Raw genomic sequence first — 21,475 nt, forward strand, 5'->3', positions numbered from 1 at the left:
TTTGGCGCATCACTCGTCCGTATAGACGACGCGATACGGACGCCCGATCTTCTCCCACTCCATTGCTTCCTGGACCAGGCTGTAATCGGTCAGCGGATTATTGGCGACCCAGTCGTTCGGCACGCGCACTTCGAAGCCGCCGCCCGCCGCACGCACCTCGATGCCCGGCAAGCCGACATCGGCGCGACGTCGCGACAGGAGCGCAGCGAGACGCAGACAGAACAGCAAGGTCCACTCTATGTCGCGCGCCTGCGCGATCTTGCCGAGCTTGCCCGCATGGCCGAGCACGAGCGCGGCGAGACGCGCCTGATCGGTGCGCGAGAAGCCGGGCATGTCGGCGTTGCTGGCGATATACGCGGAATGCTTGTGATAGGCGCTGTGCGCGATCGACAAACCGATCTCGTGCAGCGAAGCCGCCCACGCGAGGAACATGCGATTTTCCTCGCGCACGTCTTCGTCCGGCTCGCCGAGCTGATCGTAGAAGCCGATCGCCAGTTCCGCGATGCGCTCGGCCTGCGCGGAATCCACCGCGTAGCGGCGCTTGAAGCCCTCCACCGTCACCGTGCGCATGTCCTGATGCTGCGAGCGTCCGAGCAGATCGTAGAGGACGCCGAGACGCAGCGCGGCGTCGGTCGTGTCGGCATATTCGATGCCGAGCTCTTCGAACACGCCGAGCATGATCGACAGACCGCCCGCGAGCACCGGCACGCGATCGGGCTTGAGCGCGATGAGCTTCAGCCGGTTCACGTTCTCGGCTTTGATGAGCGCGCGTTTGAGCCGCTCCAGCCCGCCGCGCGAGATGCCGTGCGTCACGCCTTCGTCGTTGAAGCCGTTGGCCTCGACCAGTTCCGCGAGCGCGCGCGCCGTGCCCGACGAGCCGATCGCCTGATCCCAGCCGGTCTGCTTGTATTCGCGCGAAATGATCTGGATTTCGCGTTTGGCGGCGAGCTCCGCCTGACGCATGGTGTATTCGTCGACGTTGCCGGCAGGGAAGAACGTGCGGCTATGGCTCACGCAGCCTATGTAGAGGCTTTCCATGTGGATCGGCGTGTAATGCGAGCCGATGACGAACTCCGTCGAGCCGCCGCCGATATCGACCACGAGCCGCTTGCCCGCGCTCGCCGGCACCGAATGCGCGGCGCCCGCGTAGATCAGGCGCGCTTCCTCGCGCCCTGCGATCACTTCGATCGGGAACCCGAGCGCGGCTTCCGCTTCGACCAGAAAATCGCCCGCGTTCTTCGCGACGCGCAACGTGTTCGTCGCGACCGCGCGCACCTGATCCGGATGGAAGTCGCGCAGCCGTTCGCCGAAGCGTTTCAACGCATCCCAGCCGCGCACCTGAGAGGCGCGGTCGAGCATTTTGTCGTTCGAAAGGCCGCCGCCCAGCCGGACCGGCTCACGCAGCGCGTCGACCTGATAGATCTGGCTGCCGGCGGGCGTTTCCTCGACCCGGCCGACGATCAACCGGAAACTGTTCGATCCGAGGTCGACCGCAGCAAGAAGATGGGGATGTGTGACCATCGGATATCCAGAAATCGTGAAGTGGGGAAAGGCACTGTCACAGCGGCGCTGTTGCAGCGCACGAATTCTATTCTATGCCGACATGGCGCGCGGCTCCCTGATTGCTCCTGTCACCGCGCGCCCGCGCTAGCGACGCTATCCGCAATATGAGTAGAATTTGTGACATTCGTTCTGTCATAAAAAATACACCATACTGTGAGAACATCCGAGCGCTTCCTTGCCCATCTGATCGAGACACCTTCCTACCCTCCGATGTCCATACGCTATCCGCTATTCAACCGCGAACTGGGCATACTAGGTTTCAACGAGCGCGTCCTCGCGCAAGCCGCCGACACGACGGTTCCCCTGTTGGAACGCCTGCGTTTCATCTGCATCACCAGCAGCAATCTCGACGAATTCTTCGAAGTCCGCATGGCCGGTCTGCAGGAGCAGATGCGCGACAACCCCGGCTCGCTCTCGCCGGACGGCATGTCCCTTCAGCACGTCTACGATCTCGTCTCCGAACGCGCGCAGCGTCTGGTGCGCCAGCAATATTCGATGCTGCACGATATCGTGCTGCCCGCGCTCGAGATGGAAGGCATCTATTTCCACGGCGCGGAGAGCTGGACCGAGCAGCAGACCGCCTGGGCGCGCGACTACTTTCACAACGAACTGCTGCCGGTGCTCACGCCGATCGGGCTCGATCCCGCGCATCCGTTTCCGCGCGTGCTGAACAAGAGCCTGAACTTTGTCGTCGAACTGGAAGGCACCGATGCGTTCGGCCGACAGGCGATGATGGGCATCGTGCAGGCGCCGCGCGCGCTGCCGCGGCTCGTGCGCATGCCTGAAGCGCTGTCGGGATATCCTCACGGCTTCGTGCTACTCAGTTCGTTCATGCAGCACTTCGTGAACGATCTTTTTCCGCATCTCATCGTGCGTAGCTGCAACCAGTTCCGCATCACGCGCAACAGCGAGCTTTTCGTCGATGAGGACGAAATCACCAATTTGCGCGTCGCGCTGCAGGGCGAACTCCCGGCGCGGCATCTGGGCAACGCGGTGCGCCTCGAAGTATCGGCCGATACGCCGCCACATCTCGTGCGCCGTCTGCTCGACGAGAGTCAGTTGAGCGAGCGCGACATCTATCGCGTGAATGGCCCCGTGAATCTGGTGCGGCTCATGCAATTGCCCGAAATGGTCGACCGGCCGGACCTCAAATTCGTGCCGCATATTCCGTCGGTGCCGAAGTCGATCGTCAACACAACGAATCTCTTCGATGCGATCGATCAGGGCGATATCCTGCTGCATCATCCGTACGAGAGCTTTCAGCCGGTGCTTGAGTTGCTGTTGCAGGCGGCGAAGGATCCGCAAGTCGTCGCGATCAAACAGACGATCTATCGCACGGGCACCGATTCACCGTTGATGGACGCGCTCATGCAGGCCGCGCGCAACGGCAAGGAAGTGACGGTGGTCGTGGAGTTGCTCGCGCGCTTCGACGAAGAGACGAACATCAACTGGGCGTCGCAGCTCGAAGCCGTGGGCGCGCATGTGGTGTACGGCGTAGTCGGCCACAAGTGTCACGCGAAGATGATGCTGATCGTGCGGCGCGTCTCGCAGGGCGGCAAGCTCGTGCTGAAGCGCTATGCGCATCTGGGCACGGGCAACTATCATCCGCGCACCGCGCGTCTTTATACCGACTTCGGCCTGCTGACCGCCGATCAGGAACTGTGCGAGGACGTGCATCACGTCTTCCAGCAACTGACGGGCATCGGCGGCGAGATTCCGCTCAATCAGTTCTGGCAGTCGCCGTTCACGCTGCACGCGAAACTGATCGAGGCGATTCGCGCGGAAGCCGAGCATGCGCGTGCGGGCCGGCGTGCACGCATCGTCGCGAAGATGAATGCGCTATTGGAGCCTACGGTCATCGCCGCGCTGTATGAGGCGTCGCATGCTGGCGTGAAAATCGATCTGATCGTGCGGGGGGTCTGTTCGCTGAAGCCGGGGGTCGAGGATCTGTCGGAGAACATCACCGTGCGGTCCATCGTTGGACGCTTTCTCGAGCATCATCGGATCTTCTATTTCTATGCGAACGGGAAGGAAGATGTCTATCTCTCCAGCGCGGACTGGATGGATCGCAATTTCTTCCGCCGCGTGGAAGTGGCGTTTCCGATTCGCGATCGAAGATTGAAGCGGCGCGTGATTGCCGAAGGCCTTTCGGTTTGCCTTGGCGATAATCAATCGGCATGGGTCATGCAAAGCGACGGGCACTATCGGAAGCGGCGCCCCGGCAAGTCGATTCGGAACGCACAACTCGGGTTGCTGGCGAAGTTCTGCTCGTGAATGATCGGGCTTTCGTGGAACCCTGCAGTCGTGACGGTTCATTAACTCTGCGACGTTAATGAACCGACACGATCGCAGGATCAGGCGGCGAAAATAATCACGCCGCCAGCGAATTCCTCGATGCCGTTCGCGAAGCCGGAAATCGCACGATAAAAGTACTTCCCCGCCCCACTTCGCTCTTCACGTCGAGTTCCGCATGATGCCGTTGCAGCACATGCTTGACGATGGCGAGCCCAAGCCCCGTCCCGCCGGTATCCCGCGATCGGCTGCGATCCACGCGATAGAACCGCTCGGTCAAGCGCGGAATATGCTCCGCCGGAATCCCGAGCCCGCTGTCCTTGACCGTGAACACCGCGCGATCCTTCACGCGTTGCCAGGACACGTCGATCGTCCCGCCATCCGGCGTATAACGCACCGCGTTAGTAACGAGATTTCCGAGCGCGCTGACCACTTCGGTTTCGACACCCGCCACGGTGAGCGAATCATCGCCATGAAACGCGATCCGATGCCGCCCGCCCGAGAGGCTATTGGCATCGTCCTCCAGATGACGCATGACGCCGCGCATATCGAGCAGCTCGTCGCCGGGGGGACGCACATCGCCTTCGAGGTTCGCGAGCACCAGCAGATCGCGCACGATGTTCTGCATGCGCGAAGCCTGCTGCTCCATCATGTCGAGATAGCGCATGCGGTCTGCTTCGTCGAGCGGCAGTTCGCGCATCGTTTCGAGAAAGCCCGACAGCACCGTGAGCGGCGTCTTCAACTCGTGCGAGACGTTGGCCACGAAGTCGCGACGCATCGAATCCGTGCGTTCGAGCTCGGTGATGTCCTGCGTGAGAATGAGCTTGCGGCTATCGCCGTAAGGGAACACCTGCACCGACACGGTGTACTGACGGTTCAGCCCCATGCCATGCATGACGAGCGTTTCCTCGTAGCGATGCGAGTTCAGATAACGCACGAAATCCGGCTGGCGCACGAGATGCGTGATGTGCTGACGCAGATCGCGCTTCGCATCGAGCCCGAAGTGCTTCTCGGCGATCGCGTTGCACCACTCGATCTGGTCATGATCGTCGAGCATTGCGACGCCGTTGGGCGACGCCTGGATGGCCTGGATGAAACGCGAATGCTGCTGCTCGACCTGACGCACCTGTGCATGCCAGCGCTTGGCGAGCTTGTGAAGGCGATAGTAAATCTCGCCCCAGATGCCGAGCGCGCTCGGCACCTCGCCGTAGACCGGCGCTTCGAGCAAACGCCAGAGGCGCTGCATGTGATACGTGACGAAGAAGCCTTGCACGACGAGCATGAGCACCGCGAAGGCGAGCGCGATGCGCACGCCGGCGATTGCGCCGATCGCGGCGCCGAGCGCGGCGAGCAGCGCGAGGGACACGATGGCGCGCGTCCAGATGATGTTCATGTTGTCGGCGAGTCTGAGTGACGTTGATGCGGCAATCTAAAGCGGATAACGCCAACCGAAATCAGGCACTCTTCGCAAGCCGGTAGCCGCTGCCGCGCACCGTTTCGATCATAGCATCGCAGCCGGCGGGCTTGAGCGCGGCACGCAGACGCTTGATATGCACATCGACCGTGCGCTCTTCGACGAACACATGATCGCCCCACACCTGATCCAGCAGTTGCGTGCGGCTGTGCACGCGTTCCGGATGCGTCATGAAGAAATGCAGCAGACGGAATTCGGTCGGACCGAGATCGAGCTTGATGTCGTTGCCCGAATGGCTGGCCGCCACGCGATGCGTCGCCGGATCGAGGCGCAGGCCGTTGATCGCGACCACGTCCTCCGTCAACTGCGGCGCGCGGCGGCGCAGGACCGCCTTGATGCGCGCCATCAGTTCCTTCGGCGAAAACGGCTTGGTGACGTAATCGTCCGCGCCGATCTCGAGGCCGAGCACCTTGTCCTGTTCGTCGCCGCGCGCCGTCAGCATGATGATCGGGATGTGCTTGGTGCGCTCGTTGGTGCGCAATTCGCGCGCGAACGCAATGCCCGATTTGCCGGGCAACATCCAGTCGAGCAGCACGAGATCGGGCAGCACGTCGCTGATCAGGTTCTGCGCCTGTTCCGCGTTGTACGCGCGAATCGGGCAATGTCCCGCATGTTGCAGATTCACCGAGATCAGCTCGGAAATCGCGGGTTCGTCTTCGATGACGAGGATACTGCTGGGCATCGGCACCTCTTGACCTTTTGCTTTTGGTTAAAACGATTGCGCTTAACTGAGCGCTTCACGTTCGAGCTGATCGCGCGAGATATGCCGCACGTCCGTGCCCTTCACGATGTAAATGATGAACTCGGCGATGTTCTTCGCGTGATCGCCGATGCGCTCCACCGCCTTTGCGATGAACAGATAGTCGAGGCCCGCGGAAATGGTGCGCGGATCTTCCATCATGTACGTCACGAGCTTGCGCACGAAGGCCCGGAATTCATCGTCGATGGCCTTGTCGTCGCGCACGATCTGCGCGGCAGCGACCGTGTCGAGACGCGCGAACGCATCGAGCGCGCGGCGCAGGATGGATACCGCCATCTCGCCCGACAGCTTGATCTCCGCGATGTTCACCGTGCGGCCAGCGCCGTCTTCGTTGATGCGCTTCACGCGCTTGGCGATCTTCTCGGCTTCGTCGCCGGCGCGTTCGAGATTGGTGATGGTCTTCGAAATCGCCATCAGAAGACGCAGGTCGCGTGCGGCCGGCTGACGGCGCGCGATGATATTGCTGCACTCCTCGTCGATCTCGACTTCCATCGTGTTCAGGCGCGCTTCGGCCGCGATCACCTGATCGGCGATGGCGATGTCGAATTCGTTCAGCGCCTGCATCGCGGCGATGATCTGCGATTCGACCAGACCGCCCATTTCCAGCACTTTCGACGACACCGCGTTGAGATCGGCGTCGAACTGGCTCGAGAGATGTTTATCGGACATATGTGCTCCTTAAGCCTGTGTGTTTCACCTGGCTGACGATCAGCCGAAGCGGCCCGTAATGTAGTCTTCCGTTTCCTTGCGGGCCGGCTTGATGAAGATCTTTTCGGTATCGCCGAACTCGATCAATTCACCGAGGTACATATAGGCAGTGTAGTCCGAACAACGCGCCGCCTGCTGCATGTTGTGCGTGACGATGACGACCGTGTAATCGCTCTTCAGCTCGGCGATCAGCTCTTCGATACGACCCGTCGAAATCGGATCGAGCGCCGAGCACGGCTCGTCGAGCAGCAGCACTTCCGGACGGATCGCGATGCCGCGCGCGATACACAGACGCTGCTGCTGGCCTCCCGACAGACCATAGCCGCTCTGCTGCAGCTTGTCCTTCACTTCGCCCCAGAGCGCGGCCTTCGTGAGCGCCCATTCGACGCGGTCATCCATCTCCGAGCGCGACAGTTGCTCGAACATCTTCACGCCGAATGCGATGTTGTCGTAGATCGACATGGGGAACGGCGTCGGCTTCTGGAACACCATGCCGACGCGTGCGCGCAAGAGCGAAATGTCCTTCGTCGTGTCGAGCAGATTGGCCCCGTCCATCAGGATTTCGCCTTCCGCGCGCTGCTCCGGATAGAGCGCGTACATCTTGTTGAAGGTGCGCAAGAGCGTGGACTTGCCGCAACCCGACGGTCCGATGAAGGCCGTCACCTTCTTCTCCGGAATGCGCAGGTTGATGTTCTTCAGCGCGTGATATTTGTTGTAGAAGAAGTTGAGGTTCTTCACCTCGATCTTCGGCTTGATGGAATCCGCCGGCTGCGAGCCGTGGGTCGGGCGCACGCTGCCGGGAACCGGGCCGCGCTCGACTGGCGTCTCTTGGTGGTTGACACCGCTTTCGACCATATTCATGGAATCACTCCACCCTTATTTCTTCGAGAAGATCGCCCGCGCCAGGATATTCAGACCCAGCACGCCGAGCGTAATCAGGAACACACCGGCCCACGCGAGCGATTGCCACTGCGGGAACGGACTCATCGCGAACTTGTAAATCGTGACCGGCAGATTCGCTACCGGCTGATTCATGTCCAGCGAGAAAAATTGATTCGACAGCGCCGTGAAAAGCAGCGGCGCGGTTTCGCCGGCGATACGCGCGACCGCCAGCAACACGCCCGTCACGATGCCGCCGACCGACGCCTTCAACGTGATCGACATCACCATCTTCCACTTCGGCGTGCCGAGCGCGAACGCGGCTTCACGCAGTGCGTTGGGCACGAGCTTCAGCATGTTTTCGGTCGTGCGGATCACGATCGGAATCTGCAGCAAGGCCAGCGCGATCACGCCCGCCCAGCCGGAGAAGCGGCCCATCTTCGCGACGACGATCGCATACACGAACAGACCGACGACGATGGAAGGCGCGGACAGCAAAATGTCGTTGATGAAGCGCGTCACGCTCGCGAGCCAGCGCTTCTGGCCGTACTCGGCGAGATATACGCCTGCGAGAATGCCGAGCGGCGTGCCGACGAACGTGGCGAGCACGACCAGCATCAGCGAACCGACGATCGCGTTGGCGAGACCGCCGCCATCGGTATTCGGCGGGGGCGTCGACTGCGTGAACAGATCGACCGACAATCCGCCGATGCCGAGCTTCAGCGTCGTGAAGAGAATCCACACGAGCCAGAGGAGGCCGAAGGCCATCGCGGCGAGCGAGAGCGTCAGCGCGACTGCATTGGTGCCGCGGCGGCGGCGCTGCAGCTTCTCGCGCGTCTTTTGCACGCGCTCCATGTCCTGATTGAACGTAGCGGGACGGCTCATTATTTACGGCCCTCCCCGCGTTCCATGCGCAAAAGCATCAGCTTCGAAAACGCGAGTACGAAGAAAGTGATCACGAACAGAATGAGACCGAGTTCCATCAATGCCGACGTATGCAGGCCCGGGCTCGCTTCCGCGAATTCGTTCGCGAGCGCCGAGGTGATGCTGTTGCCGGGGGAAAAGAGCGACACGTTGTCGAGCAGGTTCGTGTTGCCGATCACGAAGGTGACCGCCATGGTCTCGCCGAGCGCGCGGCCGAGACCCAGCATCACGCCGCCGATCACACCGGCGCGCGTATAGGGCAACACGATCTTCCACATCACTTCCCAGGTCGTGCAGCCGATGCCGTACGCCGATTCCTTCAGCAGCACCGGCGTGACTTCGAACACGTCGCGCATCACCGAGGCGATGTACGGGATGATCATGATCGCGAGAATCACGCCCGCGCACAGAATGCCGATACCGATCGGCGGGCCCTGAAAGAACATGCCGATCACGGGCACGTCGCCCAGCAGATGACCGAGCGGCTTCTCGAAGTACTCCGCGAAGATCGGCGCGAACACGAGCAGGCCCCACATGCCGTACACGATCGACGGGATCGCCGCGAGCAGCTCGATCGCGACACCTAGCGGACGGCGCAGCCACGCGGGCGAGAGTTCGGTCAGGAACAGCGCGATGCCGAAGCTGACCGGCACGGCGATGATAAGCGCGATGATCGAGGTCGCGATGGTGCCGTAGATAGGCACGAGCGCGCCGAAGCTTTCGCTGGGTGGATCCCATTCCGCACGCCACAGGAACGAGAGGCCGAATTTCTGAATGGTCGGCATCGACGCGATGAGCAGCGAAACGATGATGCCGCCGAGCAGAAGCAACGTGATGACGGCCGCGAGCCGCGTCACGCCACCGAAAATGAGGTCGCCGAAACGGCTCGGCGCGCGCTGGGTATGCGCCGCCGGCACGGCCGACGATAAGTTGATGTCCGACATGGGAGCCTTGGTTTCGCTACGTGTCAGACCGCGCGACACGCCCTTCGACGAACCGCGCGGCTTCCTTCCTTGCTGACTGTCCGGGCTAAAGCAGCTTAGGACAGTTTCCAACTACGTGTATGGCTTACTCCGCGACGGCCTTGCCCGAAGCGTCCTTGACCTTCGCCTTCCACTGCGTCTTGATTTCGGCGACGACCGAATCCGGCAGCGAGATGTAGTCGAGATCGCTGGCAGCCTGGCCGCCGTTCTTGAACGCCCAGTCGAAGAACTTCAGCGTTTCCGTGCCTTGCGCCGGCTTGTCTTGCGTCGCGTGCAGCAGCACGAAGGTCGCGCCGACGATCGGCCATGCGTTCTTGCCCGGCTCGTCCGTCAGGATCTGGTAGAAGGACTTCGACCAGTCAGCGCCCGCAGCCGCTGCCTTGAACGTGTCCGTCTTCGGCTCGACGACCATGCCAGCCGAGTTCTTCATGCCGACGTAGGTCATCTTGTTCTGCTTCGCGTACGCCCACTCCACGTAGCCGATCGCGCCCGGCAGACGCTGCACGAATGCCGCGACGCCGTCGTTGCCCTTGCCGCCCGTGCCCGTCGGCCAGTTGACCGTGGAGCCTTCGCCGACCTTCGACTTCCAGTCCGCGTTCACTTTCGACAGGTAGTTCGTCCAGATGAAGCTGGTGCCCGAACCGTCCGCGCGGCGCACGACAGCGATATCCGTATCCGGCAGCTTGACCTTCGGATTCAGCGCGGCGATCGCCGGGTCGTTCCACTTCTTGATCTTGCCCAGATAGATGTCGCCGAGCACCTGGCCCGACAGCGTCACTTCGCCAGCCTTCACGCCCGGCACGTTGATCACCGGCACCACGCCGCCGACTACCGTCGGGAACTGGAACAGGCCGTCCTTCGCGAGTTCGTCATCTTTCAGCGGAGCGTCCGAGCCCGCGAAATCCACCGTCTTTGCAATGATCTGCTTGATACCGCCCGACGAGCCGATGCCTTGGTAGTTCACCTTGCCGCCGCCGGTCTTCTGGTAGGTGTCCGCCCACTTGGTGTAGATCGGAGCGGCGAAGGTGGAACCCGCGCCGGTGATGTCGGCTGCTTGTGCAGAGATGGCGAACACTGCACCAATCAGACCGGCCAGCGCGGTTTGCATCAATTTCATTCTTAATCTCCAGGAGGGTGAGCGTGTGTCGTGTGAGCGTGTGAGACGACAACGCGAAATATAGGCGGGGTCCGTGACAGTAATATGACTTACCGTGAACCCAGCATGTCAGTATGCTTACGTGCTGAAAGTTTGATCACATCCGATTTGTCAAGGGATTGATGCAAATAAAAAAGCGGGCCGAAGCCCGCTTTTAGCGAATTGTGTCTAAATTCAGTAAACGCCTACGAAGTCACCTCTTTCACGATCTGCGCAATCGTTTCCGCGTGCCGAACCGCGTCCTGCTGAGCGGCCGCTTCCACCATCACGCGCAACACCGGCTCAGTTCCGGACGCGCGAATCAAGACCCGTCCGTGCGATTCGAGGGAACGCTCGGCTTGTTCGACCGCGCGGCGAATCGCGTCGCTGCTCTTCCAGTTCGCGCCCGCAGCCATCCGCACGTTGATGAGTTTTTGCGGGAACAGGCTCACGCCGTCGAGCAATTCGGCGAGCGATTTGCCGCTGCGCTGGATCGCGGCCAGCACGAGCAGCGCGGAGACGATGCCGTCGCCGGTCGAATGGCGGTCGAGCGACAGGATGTGACCCGAGCCTTCCGCGCCCAGTTGCCAGCCGTTCTCGCGCAGCTTCTCCAGCACGTAGCGGTCGCCCACGGCCGCGCGCACGAACTGCACTCCCACCTCCTTGAGCGCCACCTCGACGGCCATGTTGGTCATCAGCGTGCCGACCGCGCCTTCGACGCGGCCATCGGTCGCGATGCGGTCCTTGACCAGCACGTAGAGCAACTCGTCGCCGTTGAAAAGGCGGCCGGTCGAGTCGACGATCTGTACGCGGTCCGCATCGCCGTCGAGCGCAATGCCGAGGTCGGCCTTGTGCTCCACCACGGCGCGCGCGAGCGCCTCGGGCGCGGTGGCGCCGACGCCGTCGTTGATATTGAAGCCGTTCGGTGACACGCCGATCGACACGACTTCCGCGCCCAGTTCATGGAACACGTGCGGCGCGACGTCGTACGCGGCGCCGTGCGCGCAGTCGACGACGAGTTTCAGCCCGCGCAGATCGAAGCTCGCCGGAAACGTGCTCTTGCAGAACTCGATGTAACGGCCGCCCGCGTCGTCCAGACGGCGCGCCTTGCCGAGGCGCTCGGACGGCGCGCATTCCATCGGCTGCTCGAGCTGCTGCTCGATTTCCAGTTCGACTTCATCGGGCAGCTTGTTGCCGTCGGCGGAAAAGAACTTGATGCCGTTGTCGTTGTACGGGTTATGCGATGCGCTGATCACGACGCCCGCCGACAGGCGCAGCGCGCGCGTCAGATAGGCGACGCCCGGCGTGGGCATCGGGCCTGCGAGCATCACGTCGACGCCTGCCGCCGAAAAGCCCGATTCGAGCGCGGCTTCGAGCATATAACCCGACACGCGCGTGTCCTTGCCGATCAGCACGGTCGGGCGATTGCCCTTTTTCTGATGCGCGCGGTCGGCGCCGGCGAGCACCTTGCCCGCGGCATAGCCGAGCTTGAGTACGAAATCCGGCGTGATCGGCGCAACGCCTACGCGCCCCCGAATGCCATCCGTTCCGAAATATTGACGTGCCATTGTTGCCTGACCCTCCTCGCGGACGCCTCGCGTCTGTTCCCCGTCCGCGATACATAGTTGATGATTTATAGCGGCGCACGCGCCGGAGCCGCAATTCTTGGTAGCAGCAGCCAAGTGTCAATGATGCCCATCAACGGCAACATCCTTTGTGGCCTGCCAGACTTTCAGCGCATCGACGGTCGGCGCCACGTCGTGCACGCGAATGATCGACGCGCCGCGTTCCGCCGCGATTACTGCCGCGCCAATGCTCGCCGCAACGCGCTCCCCGGCACCGCGACCAGTCACGGCGCCAAGCATCGACTTGCGTGACATGCCCGCGAGCAGCGGAAAATCCGATCTGGCTGGCAAAGTCCCGGTAAGGCGCGCCAGCAGCAGATAATTATGCTCGACCGTCTTGCCGAAACCGTATCCCGGGTCGAGACTGATACGCTCTTTTACAATGCCCGCCCGGGCCAGTGCATCGATCCGTTCCACAAAGAAGGCTCGCACATCCGCGACCACATCCTCGTAGATCGGCTCGTGAACCTGCATCGTGCGCGGCTCGCCGAGCATGTGCATCACGCACAAACCGCAATGGCTGTCCTTCACGACATCGAGCGCGCCCTCCTGCCGAAAGCCCCAGATGTCGTTGATCATGTCCGCGCCGGCATCGAGCACGGCACGCATGACGGCGGGTTTGTAGGTATCGACCGAAATCGGCACGCGAGTCGCGCGCAGCGCCTCGACGATCGGCACCACGCGCTCGAGCTCTTCGTCCAGCGGAACGGGCGGCGCGCCGGGACGCGTCGATTCACCACCGATATCGATCATGTCGGCGCCATCGGCGAGCATCTGTTCGGCGCGCGCAATCGCGGCATCGCGCGAGAGGAAGCGTCCGCCGTCGGAGAACGAATCAGGCGTGACGTTGAGAATCCCCATGACCAGCGGGCGTTCGAAGGACAGCGTGAAACGTCCGCACTGGAGCGGTGCCGCTGTCGGGAGAGTGGGAGTCGATGTGGTCAAGCGAGTCGAACGAAACGAGGGGTAGGAAACGGGTAGGCGAGCGGGCGTCTGGTCTGCTGGATGGAATTCGAAACAAATCGGATGCTATTGCCACTCCGCGTTCAGTGTCCGGTTAAAACCAGCGCGTCAAATTGAAAATGGGCCGGTATGCGATGCACACCGGCCCATCAACTAGCTCGTGATACTCAGGCCGTTGCGGGCGCGTTGCCCGGCTTGACCTCGGTGCCGCTGCTGCCACCCGGAGGCGTGTCGCCGGACGGAGGCGGCATGTTCTTCGGCGGCCGCGGCGGACGATCCGACATGATGTCGCTGATCTGATCCGCGTCGATGGTTTCCCATTCGAGCAGCGCCTTGGTCATGGCTTCGACCCTGCCGCGGTTGTCTTCCAGCAACTTCCGGGCGAGCGCATATTGCTCGTCGAGGATGCGGCGGATTTCGGCATCGACCTTTTGCTGCGTGGCTTCGGACACCGTCTTGCCGCCGAGCTTGCCGAACATGCCGTCCGGTTCCGTATCGACGTAGACCATCGTGCCGAGCACGTCCGACATGCCGTAGCGCGTCACCATGTCGCGCGCCATCTTGGTCGCGCGCTCGAAGTCGTTGGAAGCACCGGTCGACATCGAATTCAGGAACACTTCTTCCGCAGCACGCCCGCCGAACAGGATCGCGATCTCTTCCAACATCTTGTCGCGATACAGGTTGACGCGGTCATGTTCCGGCAATTGCCAGGTGACGCCCAGCGCCCATCCGCGCGGCATGATCGTGACCTTGTGGACCGGATCGGCGTGCGGAAGCAGCTTCGCCACCACCGCGTGGCCCGACTCGTGGTACGCCGTGTTGCGACGCTCTTCCTCACGCATGACAGCCGACTTGCGCTCCGGACCCATGAAGATCTTGTCCTTCGCGTCTTCGAAATCCTGCATCTCGACGATGCGCTTGCCACGACGCGCCGCAAACAATGCGGCTTCGTTCACGAGGTTCGCGAGGTCGGCGCCCGAGAATCCCGGCGTACCACGCGCGATGACTGATGCATCGACGTCGTTCGCGATCGGCACCTTGCGCAGGTGAACCTTCATGATGTGCTCGCGGCCGCGAATATCCGGCAGACCGACATAGACCTGGCGGTCGAAACGGCCCGGACGCAGCAATGCTTTATCCAGCACGTCCGAACGGTTGGTCGCCGCGATCACGATCACGCCCGAATTCGCCTCGAAGCCATCCATCTCGACGAGCATCTGGTTCAGCGTCTGCTCGCGTTCGTCGTTGCCGCCGCCCATGCCGGCGCCGCGATGACGACCGACCGCGTCGATTTCGTCGATGAACACGATACACGGAGCATGCTTCTTGGCCTGCTCGAACATGTCGCGCACACGGGCCGCGCCGACGCCGACGAACATTTCGACGAAGTCGGAACCCGAGATGCTGAAGAACGGCACCTTCGCCTCGCCGGCAATGGCACGAGCCAGCAGCGTCTTACCGGTCCCCGGAGGGCCAACCAGCAGCACACCACGCGGAATGCGGCCGCCGAGCTTCTGGAACTTTTGCGGATCGCGCAGGAAGTCCACCAGTTCCGACACTTCTTCCTTGGCTTCGTCGCAACCCGCGACGTCGGTGAAATTGATTGCGTTGTTGTTTTCGTCGATCAGCCGCGCACGCGACTTCCCGAACGAAAACGCCCCGCCTTTGCCACCCCCCTGCATCTGCCTCATCATGTAGAACCAGAAGCCGATGATAAGGATCGTAGGTCCGAGGTAATAAAGCGCGGAGACGAGCGCGTTCGGTTCATCGTCAGCCTTGCCGCTGACTTGAACGCCGTATTTCATCAGGTCGCCGACCATCCAGATGTCGCCCGGAGACACGATCTGGTATTTCTGGCCGTCTGCTGGAGTGACCGTTAGATTGCGGCCCTGAACGGTGACGTTCTTGACTTTGCCGTTCTTCGCGTCGTCCATGAACTGCGAATAGGACACACCTTCCTGGACGCGGGGCTTATCGAACTGCTTGAACACCGTAAACAGCACCAGTGCGATCACGAGCCACACTGCCGCTTTAGAGAACATATTGTTGTTCAAAGCACCACTCCTCACTCATAGACGGGCGCCTACATAAACCTTGCGACGCCACCAAAGCATTCTAATCCAGACCGCTAACCCCTGCCATAAGGTTTATCTACCGTACAAATAGCGGCAGGCAGGTCTTTTTCGGCATAATCCGCGAAAATATCGTCGGTTTTCGCCGACTTTATCCAAGCGGGTCGCTCAGCCCGGATGCTTGAGCCGTCGCCCGAGAATGAAAGTCTCCGACGATTTGTCGCGAGACGCCTTGGGCTTGCGCGGCGCCACCACTTTGAACTGGTGCTTGAACTTCTCGACGATCTGACTATAACCGCTGCCATGAAAACATTTGACTAGCAGCGCACCCTCTGGTTTCAGGTGGTTCTGCGCAAACTCCAGCGCCAGATCGCAGAGATGTTCGATGCGAGCGGCATCCGCACTCGACACACCTGAGAGGTTGGGGGCCATGTCGGAAATTACAAGGTCCACCTGTCGCTCGCCGACGATTTCATTCAGTTTCGCGAGCACGTCGTCTTCGCGGAAATCGCCCTGAATGAACGTGACGTCCGCAATGGGCTCCATCGGCAGAATATCCAGCGCGATGATCGTGCCGTCTATGCCGCCTTCGCGCTCCGTGTTGCGCTTCGAGCCCGCCGAGAGCTTGTTTCGCGCGTACTGGCTCCAGCTACCTGGCGTGGACCCGAGATCGACGATCACTTGGCCCGGCTTGATGAGCTTGTCCTGTTCGTCGATTTCCTTGAGCTTGTACGCGGCGCGAGCACGATAGCCCTCACGCTGCGCCATCTTCACGTAGGGATCGTTGATGTGGTCGTGCAACCACGCTTGGTTAAATCGGTTCTTTGCCATTCAGACTGAGTTCAGGTGACGCATCCGGCCGCGAAAGGCGCGTCCGGTGCGGATTTTGCTGCATCGCGCGGGGCTTTTAGCGGATAATACGCGTCTTGTCGGCCGGACCGGTCTTAGGGCGCTTGCGCGCCACATTCCGGCATCCGGCCTGTTGTGTTTCTGGTGGGCGGCGGCGCGATTCCTGCGCCATATTTCCGGTGTGAACCCGGACGCTCGCATCGCCGGCGTGTTCCTACCGCCCTCGCGCGCGCTCCACGCCGCCCATATTTTAGTCGAGTCCCAAATTTCTCATGCCAGCTCTTAACCTCTCCCCCGCCGAACGCAGCGAGTTGCGCTCCCAGGCCCACGCGTTGAAGCCCGTCGTGCTCGTCGGCGCGGAGGGTCTGACCGACGCCGTGCTCAAGGAGATCAACGTTCACCTCGAGGCGCACCAGCTCATCAAGGTTCGCGTGTTCGGCGACGAACGCGAGGCGCGAGTCGAAATCTACGACGAGATCTGCGACCGTCTGAACGCGGCGCCTATCCAGCATATCGGCAAGCTGCTGGTGATCTGGAGGCCCGAAGGCGCCGCTCCGAAGAGCCGCGCCACGCGCACGCGCAGCACCATGCCGCCGAGCGCCGCCGAAGCCGCCGATGAACGCCCGGCCAAAGGCCGCGCGCCGCGTACCGTCAAGGCCGTGAAAATCACGCGCGACGCGCCCGCGTTCAAGAAGCCCAAGAAGCAGACGCTGAAGGTTCTCGGCAACGAACGCGTGACGGCCGGCGGCAATGTGAAGCGCGCGAAGAAGCGTCAGCCCAGCGCGAAGCGTCAGCATCAGGCAGTAAAGTAAGCCGACTTAAACGAACGGCGCGTGCGCTTCCGAAGAAACGCACGCGCCGTCGAGAAACGAGCGCGCTTCAGCTACGCGCGCGCTTAGCCGCTACTTTCGCCGACTTGCCTTTCGGCACGATCTTGACCGGCGCCGCGCCCGGCAGACGCCAGATCAGCGCGAGTCCGAACAGGCACTCGACCAGATAGACCGCGCTCGAGATGCCGTGCAGAATGCCGAACTCTTTCGCGTATTGCGAGCTCGCGAGATCGGTGCCGGCTTCCTGCGCGGCCATGCGCAACGAATTCATGAACGGCTGCAACGCAAAGTAGCCGACCAGCACGCACACGAGCATCACCGCGACTATCCAGCGCACGCGCTTGTAATCGACGATGCCGCTTTTCACGAAGCGATTGCCGATCAGGATCAGCACGAGCGCGCTGATCACGCCGATGATCGCTTCGATCCGGAACAGTTGCGCAGCCACCGAACCCGCCGACGTGCGGTCGAGCATGGAAAACAAGACCGGCGCGGCGACGAGGCCCAAGGTCAGCAGACTGCCGACCCAGGCCATGCTGATGACGCGAAAGAGTCGGTGCTCCATCAGACGTAGCGAACCGCGATGATTTCGTACTCGCGCGCGCCGCTCGGCGCCTGCACCGAAGCCACATCGCCTTCCGACTTCGCGATGAGGGCGCGTGCGATCGGCGAGCTCACCGAAATGAGACCGTGATCGATGTCGGCTTCGTCATCGCCGACGATCTGATACGTGACCATGTTGCCCGATTCCAGATCTTCCAGCTCGACCGTCGCGCCGAACACGACGCGGCCTTCGGCCTCGACTTGCGTCGGATCGATCACTTGCGCGGCGGCAAGTTTCGATTCGATCTCCGCGATGCGGCCCTCGATGAAACCCTGCTTTTCCTTCGCGGCATCGTATTCCGCGTTTTCCGACAGATCGCCCTGCGCGCGCGCTTCCGCGATCGCATTGATGACGGCGGGACGCTCGACGGCCTTCAGGCGTTGCAATTCGTCGCGCAGCAACTCCGCGCCGCGCTTCGTCAAAGGAATCGTGCTCATAGACCACTCACAAACAAAAAACAGCCGTAAAAAAATTACCGCGGTTAAGCGCATCTCCGGAAAGGAGACGCCGCTTAACCGCGGCTCGTGAAGCTTAGACCAGTAATCGAAGCCTTAGTTTAGGCGAGCATGCAAGCCTTGTAAATCATAGACTTCCAAATCGCGCAGATAACGCAGCCCTTCGACCGCCGCGCGCGCGCCCGACATGGTCGTGTAATACGTGACCTTGTTGGCCTGCGCGCTCATGCGGATGGAACGCGAATCCGCGATTGCCGCACGCGTCTCGTCCACCGTGGTGAAGACCAGCGCGATCTCGCCGTTCTTGATCATGTCGACGATATGCGGACGCCCGTCCTTCACCTTGTTGACGGTCTTCACCGGCACGCCGGCCGCCGCGATGGCAGCAGCCGTGCCCTTTGTCGCCACGATCGGATAGCCGAGCTCGTGCAGCATCTGCGCGACTTCGACAGCCTTCGGCTTGTCGGCGTCCATCACGGTCAACAGCACCGTGCCGGATTCCGGCAGACGCGAACCCGCCGCCAGTTGCGACTTGAAGAGCGCCTCGCCGAAGGTGCGGCCCACGCCCATCACTTCGCCGGTCGAGCGCATTTCCGGTCCGAGGACCGGATCGACTGCCGGGAACTTGACGAACGGGAACACAGCTTCCTTGACGCTGAAGTAAGGCGGAATCACTTCCTTCGTGACGCCTTGCTCCTTGAGCTTCTGACCGACCATGGCGCGTGCGGCGATCTTCGCGAGCGGCAGGCCGGTTGCCTTCGAGACATACGGCACCGTGCGCGATGCACGCGGATTGACTTCGAGCACGTAGATTACGTCTTTCTTCGAACCGTCGTCTTGAGGAACTTGCTGAATTGCAAACTGCACGTTCATCAGGCCGACGACATTCAGCGCTTTCGCCATTGCGGCAGTTTGTCGCTTCAGTTCGTCAACGGTTTCCTTCGACAGCGAGTACGGCGGCAGTGAGCATGCCGAATCGCCCGAGTGCACGCCTGCCTGTTCGATGTGCTCCATCACGCCGCCGATGAACACGTCGTCGCCATCGGAAATGCAGTCGACATCGCATTCGATCGCGTCGTTCAGGAAGCGGTCGAGCAGCACCGGCGAATCGTTCGACACCTTCACGGCCTCGCGCATGTAGCGCTCGAGATCGCGCGGCTCGTGGACGATTTCCATCGCGCGGCCGCCGAGCACGTACGACGGACGCACGACCAGCGGATAACCGATTTCTTCGGCGAGCTTCAGCGCTTCGTCTTCCGCGCGCGCCGTGCGGTTCGGCGGCTGGCGCAGGTCGAGATCCTTGAGCAGCTTCTGGAAGCGTTCGCGGTCTTCTGCGGCGTCGATCATGTCCGGCGACGTGCCGACGATCGGCACGCCGTTCGCTTCGAGATCGAGCGCGAGCTTGAGCGGCGTCTGGCCGCCGTACTGCACGATCACGCCGACCGGCTTTTCGAGATCCACGATTTCGAGCACGTCTTCGAGCGTCAGCGATTCGAAGTACAGACGGTCGGACGTGTCATAGTCGGTCGACACCGTTTCCGGGTTGCAGTTGACCATGATGGTTTCATAGCCGTCTTCGCGCATCGCGAGCGCGGCATGGACGCAGCAATAGTCGAATTCGATGCCCTGCCCGATCCGGTTCGGGCCGCCGCCCAGCACCATGATCTTCTTCTTGTCCGTCGGATTCGCTTCGCACTCTTCCTCGTACGTCGAGTACATGTACGCGGTCTTCGTCGCGAACTCGGCCGCGCACGTGTCGACGCGCTTGTAGACCGGACGGACCTTCAGTTCGTGGCGCTTCTTGCGCACGTCGGCTTGCGTGGAACCGGTGAGTTTCGCGAGCCGGCGATCCGAGAAACCGCTCTTCTTCAGATACAGCAACTCGTCGCGCGTGAGGCTCGCGAGCGTGCGGCCTTCGAGCGCCTTTTCCTTCAGGATGATCTGTTCGATCTGCGCGAGGAACCACGGATCGATCGACGTCTCTTCGAAGATCTCGTCCATCGTGAGGCCGAGACGGAACGCATCGCCGAGATACCAGATGCGGTCCGGACCCGGTTCACCGATTTCGCGAATGACTTCGTCGCGGCTCGTGGTCTTTTCATCGAGACCGTCGACGCCGACTTCCAGACCGCGCAGCGCCTTCTGGAACGATTCCTGGAACGTGCGGCCCATCGCCATGACTTCGCCGACGGACTTCATCTGCGTCGTCAGGCGCGAATCGGCTTCGCGGAATTTCTCGAACGCGAAGCGCGGCACCTTCGTCACGACGTAGTCGATCGTCGGTTCGAACGATGCCGGCGTCTGGCCGCCGGTGATTTCGTTCTTGAGCTCGTCGAGCGTGTAGCCGCAGGCGAGCTTCGCGGCAACCTTCGCGATCGGGAAACCGGTCGCCTTCGATGCCAAAGCCGACGAGCGCGACACACGCGGATTCATTTCGATGACGACCATGCGGCCGTCGTTCGGGTTGATCGCAAACTGCACGTTCGAGCCGCCCGTATCGACGCCGATCTCGCGCAGCACGGCCAGCGACGCGTTACGCAGCACTTGATACTCTTTGTCGGTGAGCGTCTGCGCCGGCGCGACGGTGATCGAATCGCCCGTGTGCACGCCCATCGGGTCGAGGTTTTCGATCGAGCACACGATGATGCAGTTGTCCTTTTTATCGCGGACCACTTCCATCTCGTACTCTTTCCAGCCGAGCAGCGATTCCTCGATCAGCAGTTCGCGCGTAGGCGAAAGATCCAGACCGCGACGGCAAATCTCTTCGAACTCTTCCTTGTTATACGCGATGCCGCCGCCCGAGCCGCCCAGCGTGAACGAAGGACGAATCACGGTCGGATAGCCGCCGCTGCCGGTCGCTTCGGCGATCTGCGCCTGCACGGCGAGCGCTTCTTCCATGGAATGCGCGATGCCCGACTTGGCCGAACCGAGGCCGATCTTCGTCATCGCGTCCTTGAACTTCTGACGGTCTTCCGCCTTGTCGATCGCTTCCGGCGACGCGCCGATCAGCTCGACCTTGTACTTCTCCAGCACGCCGTGGTGGAACAGGTCCAGCGCGCAGTTGAGCGCGGTCTGCCCGCCCATGGTCGGCAGGATCGCATCAGGACGCTCCTTCGCGATGATGCGCTCGACCACTTCCCACGAAATCGGCTCGATGTAGGTGACGTCGGCCGTGTTCGGGTCGGTCATGATCGTCGCCGGATTGCTGTTGACGAGGATGACCTTGTAGCCTTCCTCACGCAGCGCCTTGCAAGCCTGCGCGCCCGAATAATCGAACTCGCACGCCTGGCCGATGATGATCGGGCCCGCGCCGATGATGAGGATGCTCTTGATGTCTGTGCGCTTCGGCATAACTGCTC

17 protein-coding genes are annotated in these 21,475 nt (G+C 61.8%); 2 read left to right on the plus strand and 15 right to left on the minus strand.

Features of this window, described 5'->3' with window-relative positions; genetic code table 11:
* Positions 1-9: 9 nt before the first annotated feature.
* Positions 10-1,521, minus strand: coding sequence for an exopolyphosphatase (gene ppx, locus AWB79_RS15135; protein WP_061168226.1), 1,512 nt, complete (start codon positions 1,519-1,521; stop codon positions 10-12).
* Positions 1,522-1,773: 252 nt separating this feature from the next.
* Between ppx and ppk1 the strand changes: the two genes are divergently transcribed.
* Positions 1,774-3,837: a polyphosphate kinase 1 gene (ppk1, locus tag AWB79_RS15140; RefSeq protein WP_061168227.1), complete on the plus strand. Its 2,064-nt coding sequence runs from the start codon at positions 1,774-1,776 to the stop codon at positions 3,835-3,837.
* Between the two features lie 97 nt (positions 3,838-3,934).
* On the opposite strand, the gene phoR is transcribed toward ppk1, so the two are convergent.
* The 11 genes from phoR to AWB79_RS15195 all read right to left on the minus strand — a co-directional run bounded on the left by phoR (position 3,935) and on the right by AWB79_RS15195 (position 16,209).
* Positions 3,935-5,248: a phosphate regulon sensor histidine kinase PhoR gene (gene phoR, locus AWB79_RS15145; RefSeq protein ID WP_061168228.1), complete on the minus strand. Its 1,314-nt coding sequence runs from the start codon at positions 5,246-5,248 to the stop codon at positions 3,935-3,937.
* Positions 5,249-5,309: 61 nt separating this feature from the next.
* On the minus strand, positions 5,310-6,011 hold the full coding sequence (gene phoB, locus AWB79_RS15150; protein WP_061168229.1) for a phosphate regulon transcriptional regulator PhoB: 702 nt from the start codon (positions 6,009-6,011) through the stop codon (positions 5,310-5,312).
* Positions 6,012-6,053: 42 nt separating this feature from the next.
* Positions 6,054-6,758 carry a phosphate signaling complex protein PhoU gene (gene phoU / locus AWB79_RS15155; protein WP_061168230.1) on the minus strand — a complete coding sequence of 235 codons (705 nt, stop codon included), beginning with the start codon at positions 6,756-6,758 and terminating at the stop codon, positions 6,054-6,056.
* 39 nt (positions 6,759-6,797) lie between these two features.
* On the minus strand, positions 6,798-7,658 hold the full coding sequence (gene pstB, locus AWB79_RS15160; protein ID WP_061168231.1) for a phosphate ABC transporter ATP-binding protein PstB: 861 nt from the start codon (positions 7,656-7,658) through the stop codon (positions 6,798-6,800).
* Positions 7,659-7,673: 15 nt separating this feature from the next.
* Positions 7,674-8,561 (minus strand): phosphate ABC transporter permease PstA, encoded by an 888-nt coding sequence (gene pstA, locus AWB79_RS15165; RefSeq protein ID WP_061168232.1) that lies wholly within the window; start codon positions 8,559-8,561, stop codon positions 7,674-7,676.
* On the minus strand, positions 8,561-9,544 hold the full coding sequence (gene pstC, locus AWB79_RS15170) for a phosphate ABC transporter permease PstC (protein ID WP_061168233.1): 984 nt from the start codon (positions 9,542-9,544) through the stop codon (positions 8,561-8,563). Before pstC ends, pstA begins: the two co-directional genes overlap by 1 nt.
* 124 nt (positions 9,545-9,668) lie before the next feature.
* Positions 9,669-10,700, minus strand: a complete 1,032-nt coding sequence (gene pstS / locus AWB79_RS15175; protein WP_061168234.1) for a phosphate ABC transporter substrate-binding protein PstS — start codon at positions 10,698-10,700, stop codon at positions 9,669-9,671.
* Between the two features lie 224 nt (positions 10,701-10,924).
* Complete coding sequence (gene glmM / locus AWB79_RS15180; RefSeq protein ID WP_061168235.1) at positions 10,925-12,286, minus strand: phosphoglucosamine mutase; 1,362 nt, start codon at positions 12,284-12,286, stop codon at positions 10,925-10,927.
* Between the two features lie 117 nt (positions 12,287-12,403).
* Positions 12,404-13,204 (minus strand): dihydropteroate synthase, encoded by an 801-nt coding sequence (gene folP, locus AWB79_RS15185; RefSeq protein WP_096031543.1) that lies wholly within the window; start codon positions 13,202-13,204, stop codon positions 12,404-12,406.
* A 269-nt stretch (positions 13,205-13,473) separates the two neighbouring features.
* Positions 13,474-15,360 (minus strand): ATP-dependent zinc metalloprotease FtsH, encoded by a 1,887-nt coding sequence (gene ftsH / locus AWB79_RS15190; protein ID WP_061168237.1) that lies wholly within the window; start codon positions 15,358-15,360, stop codon positions 13,474-13,476.
* A gap of 186 nt (positions 15,361-15,546) precedes the next feature.
* Positions 15,547-16,209 carry an RlmE family RNA methyltransferase gene (locus AWB79_RS15195; RefSeq protein WP_061168238.1) on the minus strand — a complete coding sequence of 221 codons (663 nt, stop codon included), beginning with the start codon at positions 16,207-16,209 and terminating at the stop codon, positions 15,547-15,549.
* Between the two features lie 290 nt (positions 16,210-16,499).
* Between AWB79_RS15195 and AWB79_RS15200 the strand changes: the two genes are divergently transcribed.
* Positions 16,500-17,039: a YhbY family RNA-binding protein gene (locus AWB79_RS15200; RefSeq protein WP_061168239.1), complete on the plus strand. Its 540-nt coding sequence runs from the start codon at positions 16,500-16,502 to the stop codon at positions 17,037-17,039.
* 67 nt (positions 17,040-17,106) lie between these two features.
* Here AWB79_RS15200 and AWB79_RS15205 read toward each other — a convergent pair whose 3' ends face one another.
* The 3 genes from AWB79_RS15205 to carB form a co-directional block, all read right to left on the minus strand.
* Positions 17,107-17,622 (minus strand): DUF4149 domain-containing protein, encoded by a 516-nt coding sequence (locus tag AWB79_RS15205; protein WP_061168240.1) that lies wholly within the window; start codon positions 17,620-17,622, stop codon positions 17,107-17,109.
* Positions 17,622-18,098, minus strand: a complete 477-nt coding sequence (gene greA / locus AWB79_RS15210) for a transcription elongation factor GreA (RefSeq protein WP_061168241.1) — start codon at positions 18,096-18,098, stop codon at positions 17,622-17,624. The genes AWB79_RS15205 and greA overlap by 1 nt, the downstream gene beginning before the upstream one ends.
* A 114-nt stretch (positions 18,099-18,212) precedes the next feature.
* Positions 18,213-21,467: a carbamoyl-phosphate synthase large subunit gene (gene carB / locus AWB79_RS15215; RefSeq protein WP_061168242.1), complete on the minus strand. Its 3,255-nt coding sequence runs from the start codon at positions 21,465-21,467 to the stop codon at positions 18,213-18,215.
* Positions 21,468-21,475 lie beyond the last annotated feature (8 nt).

It is taken from the genome of Caballeronia hypogeia (genome assembly GCF_001544875.2).
Classification (GTDB): domain Bacteria; phylum Pseudomonadota; class Gammaproteobacteria; order Burkholderiales; family Burkholderiaceae; genus Caballeronia; species Caballeronia hypogeia.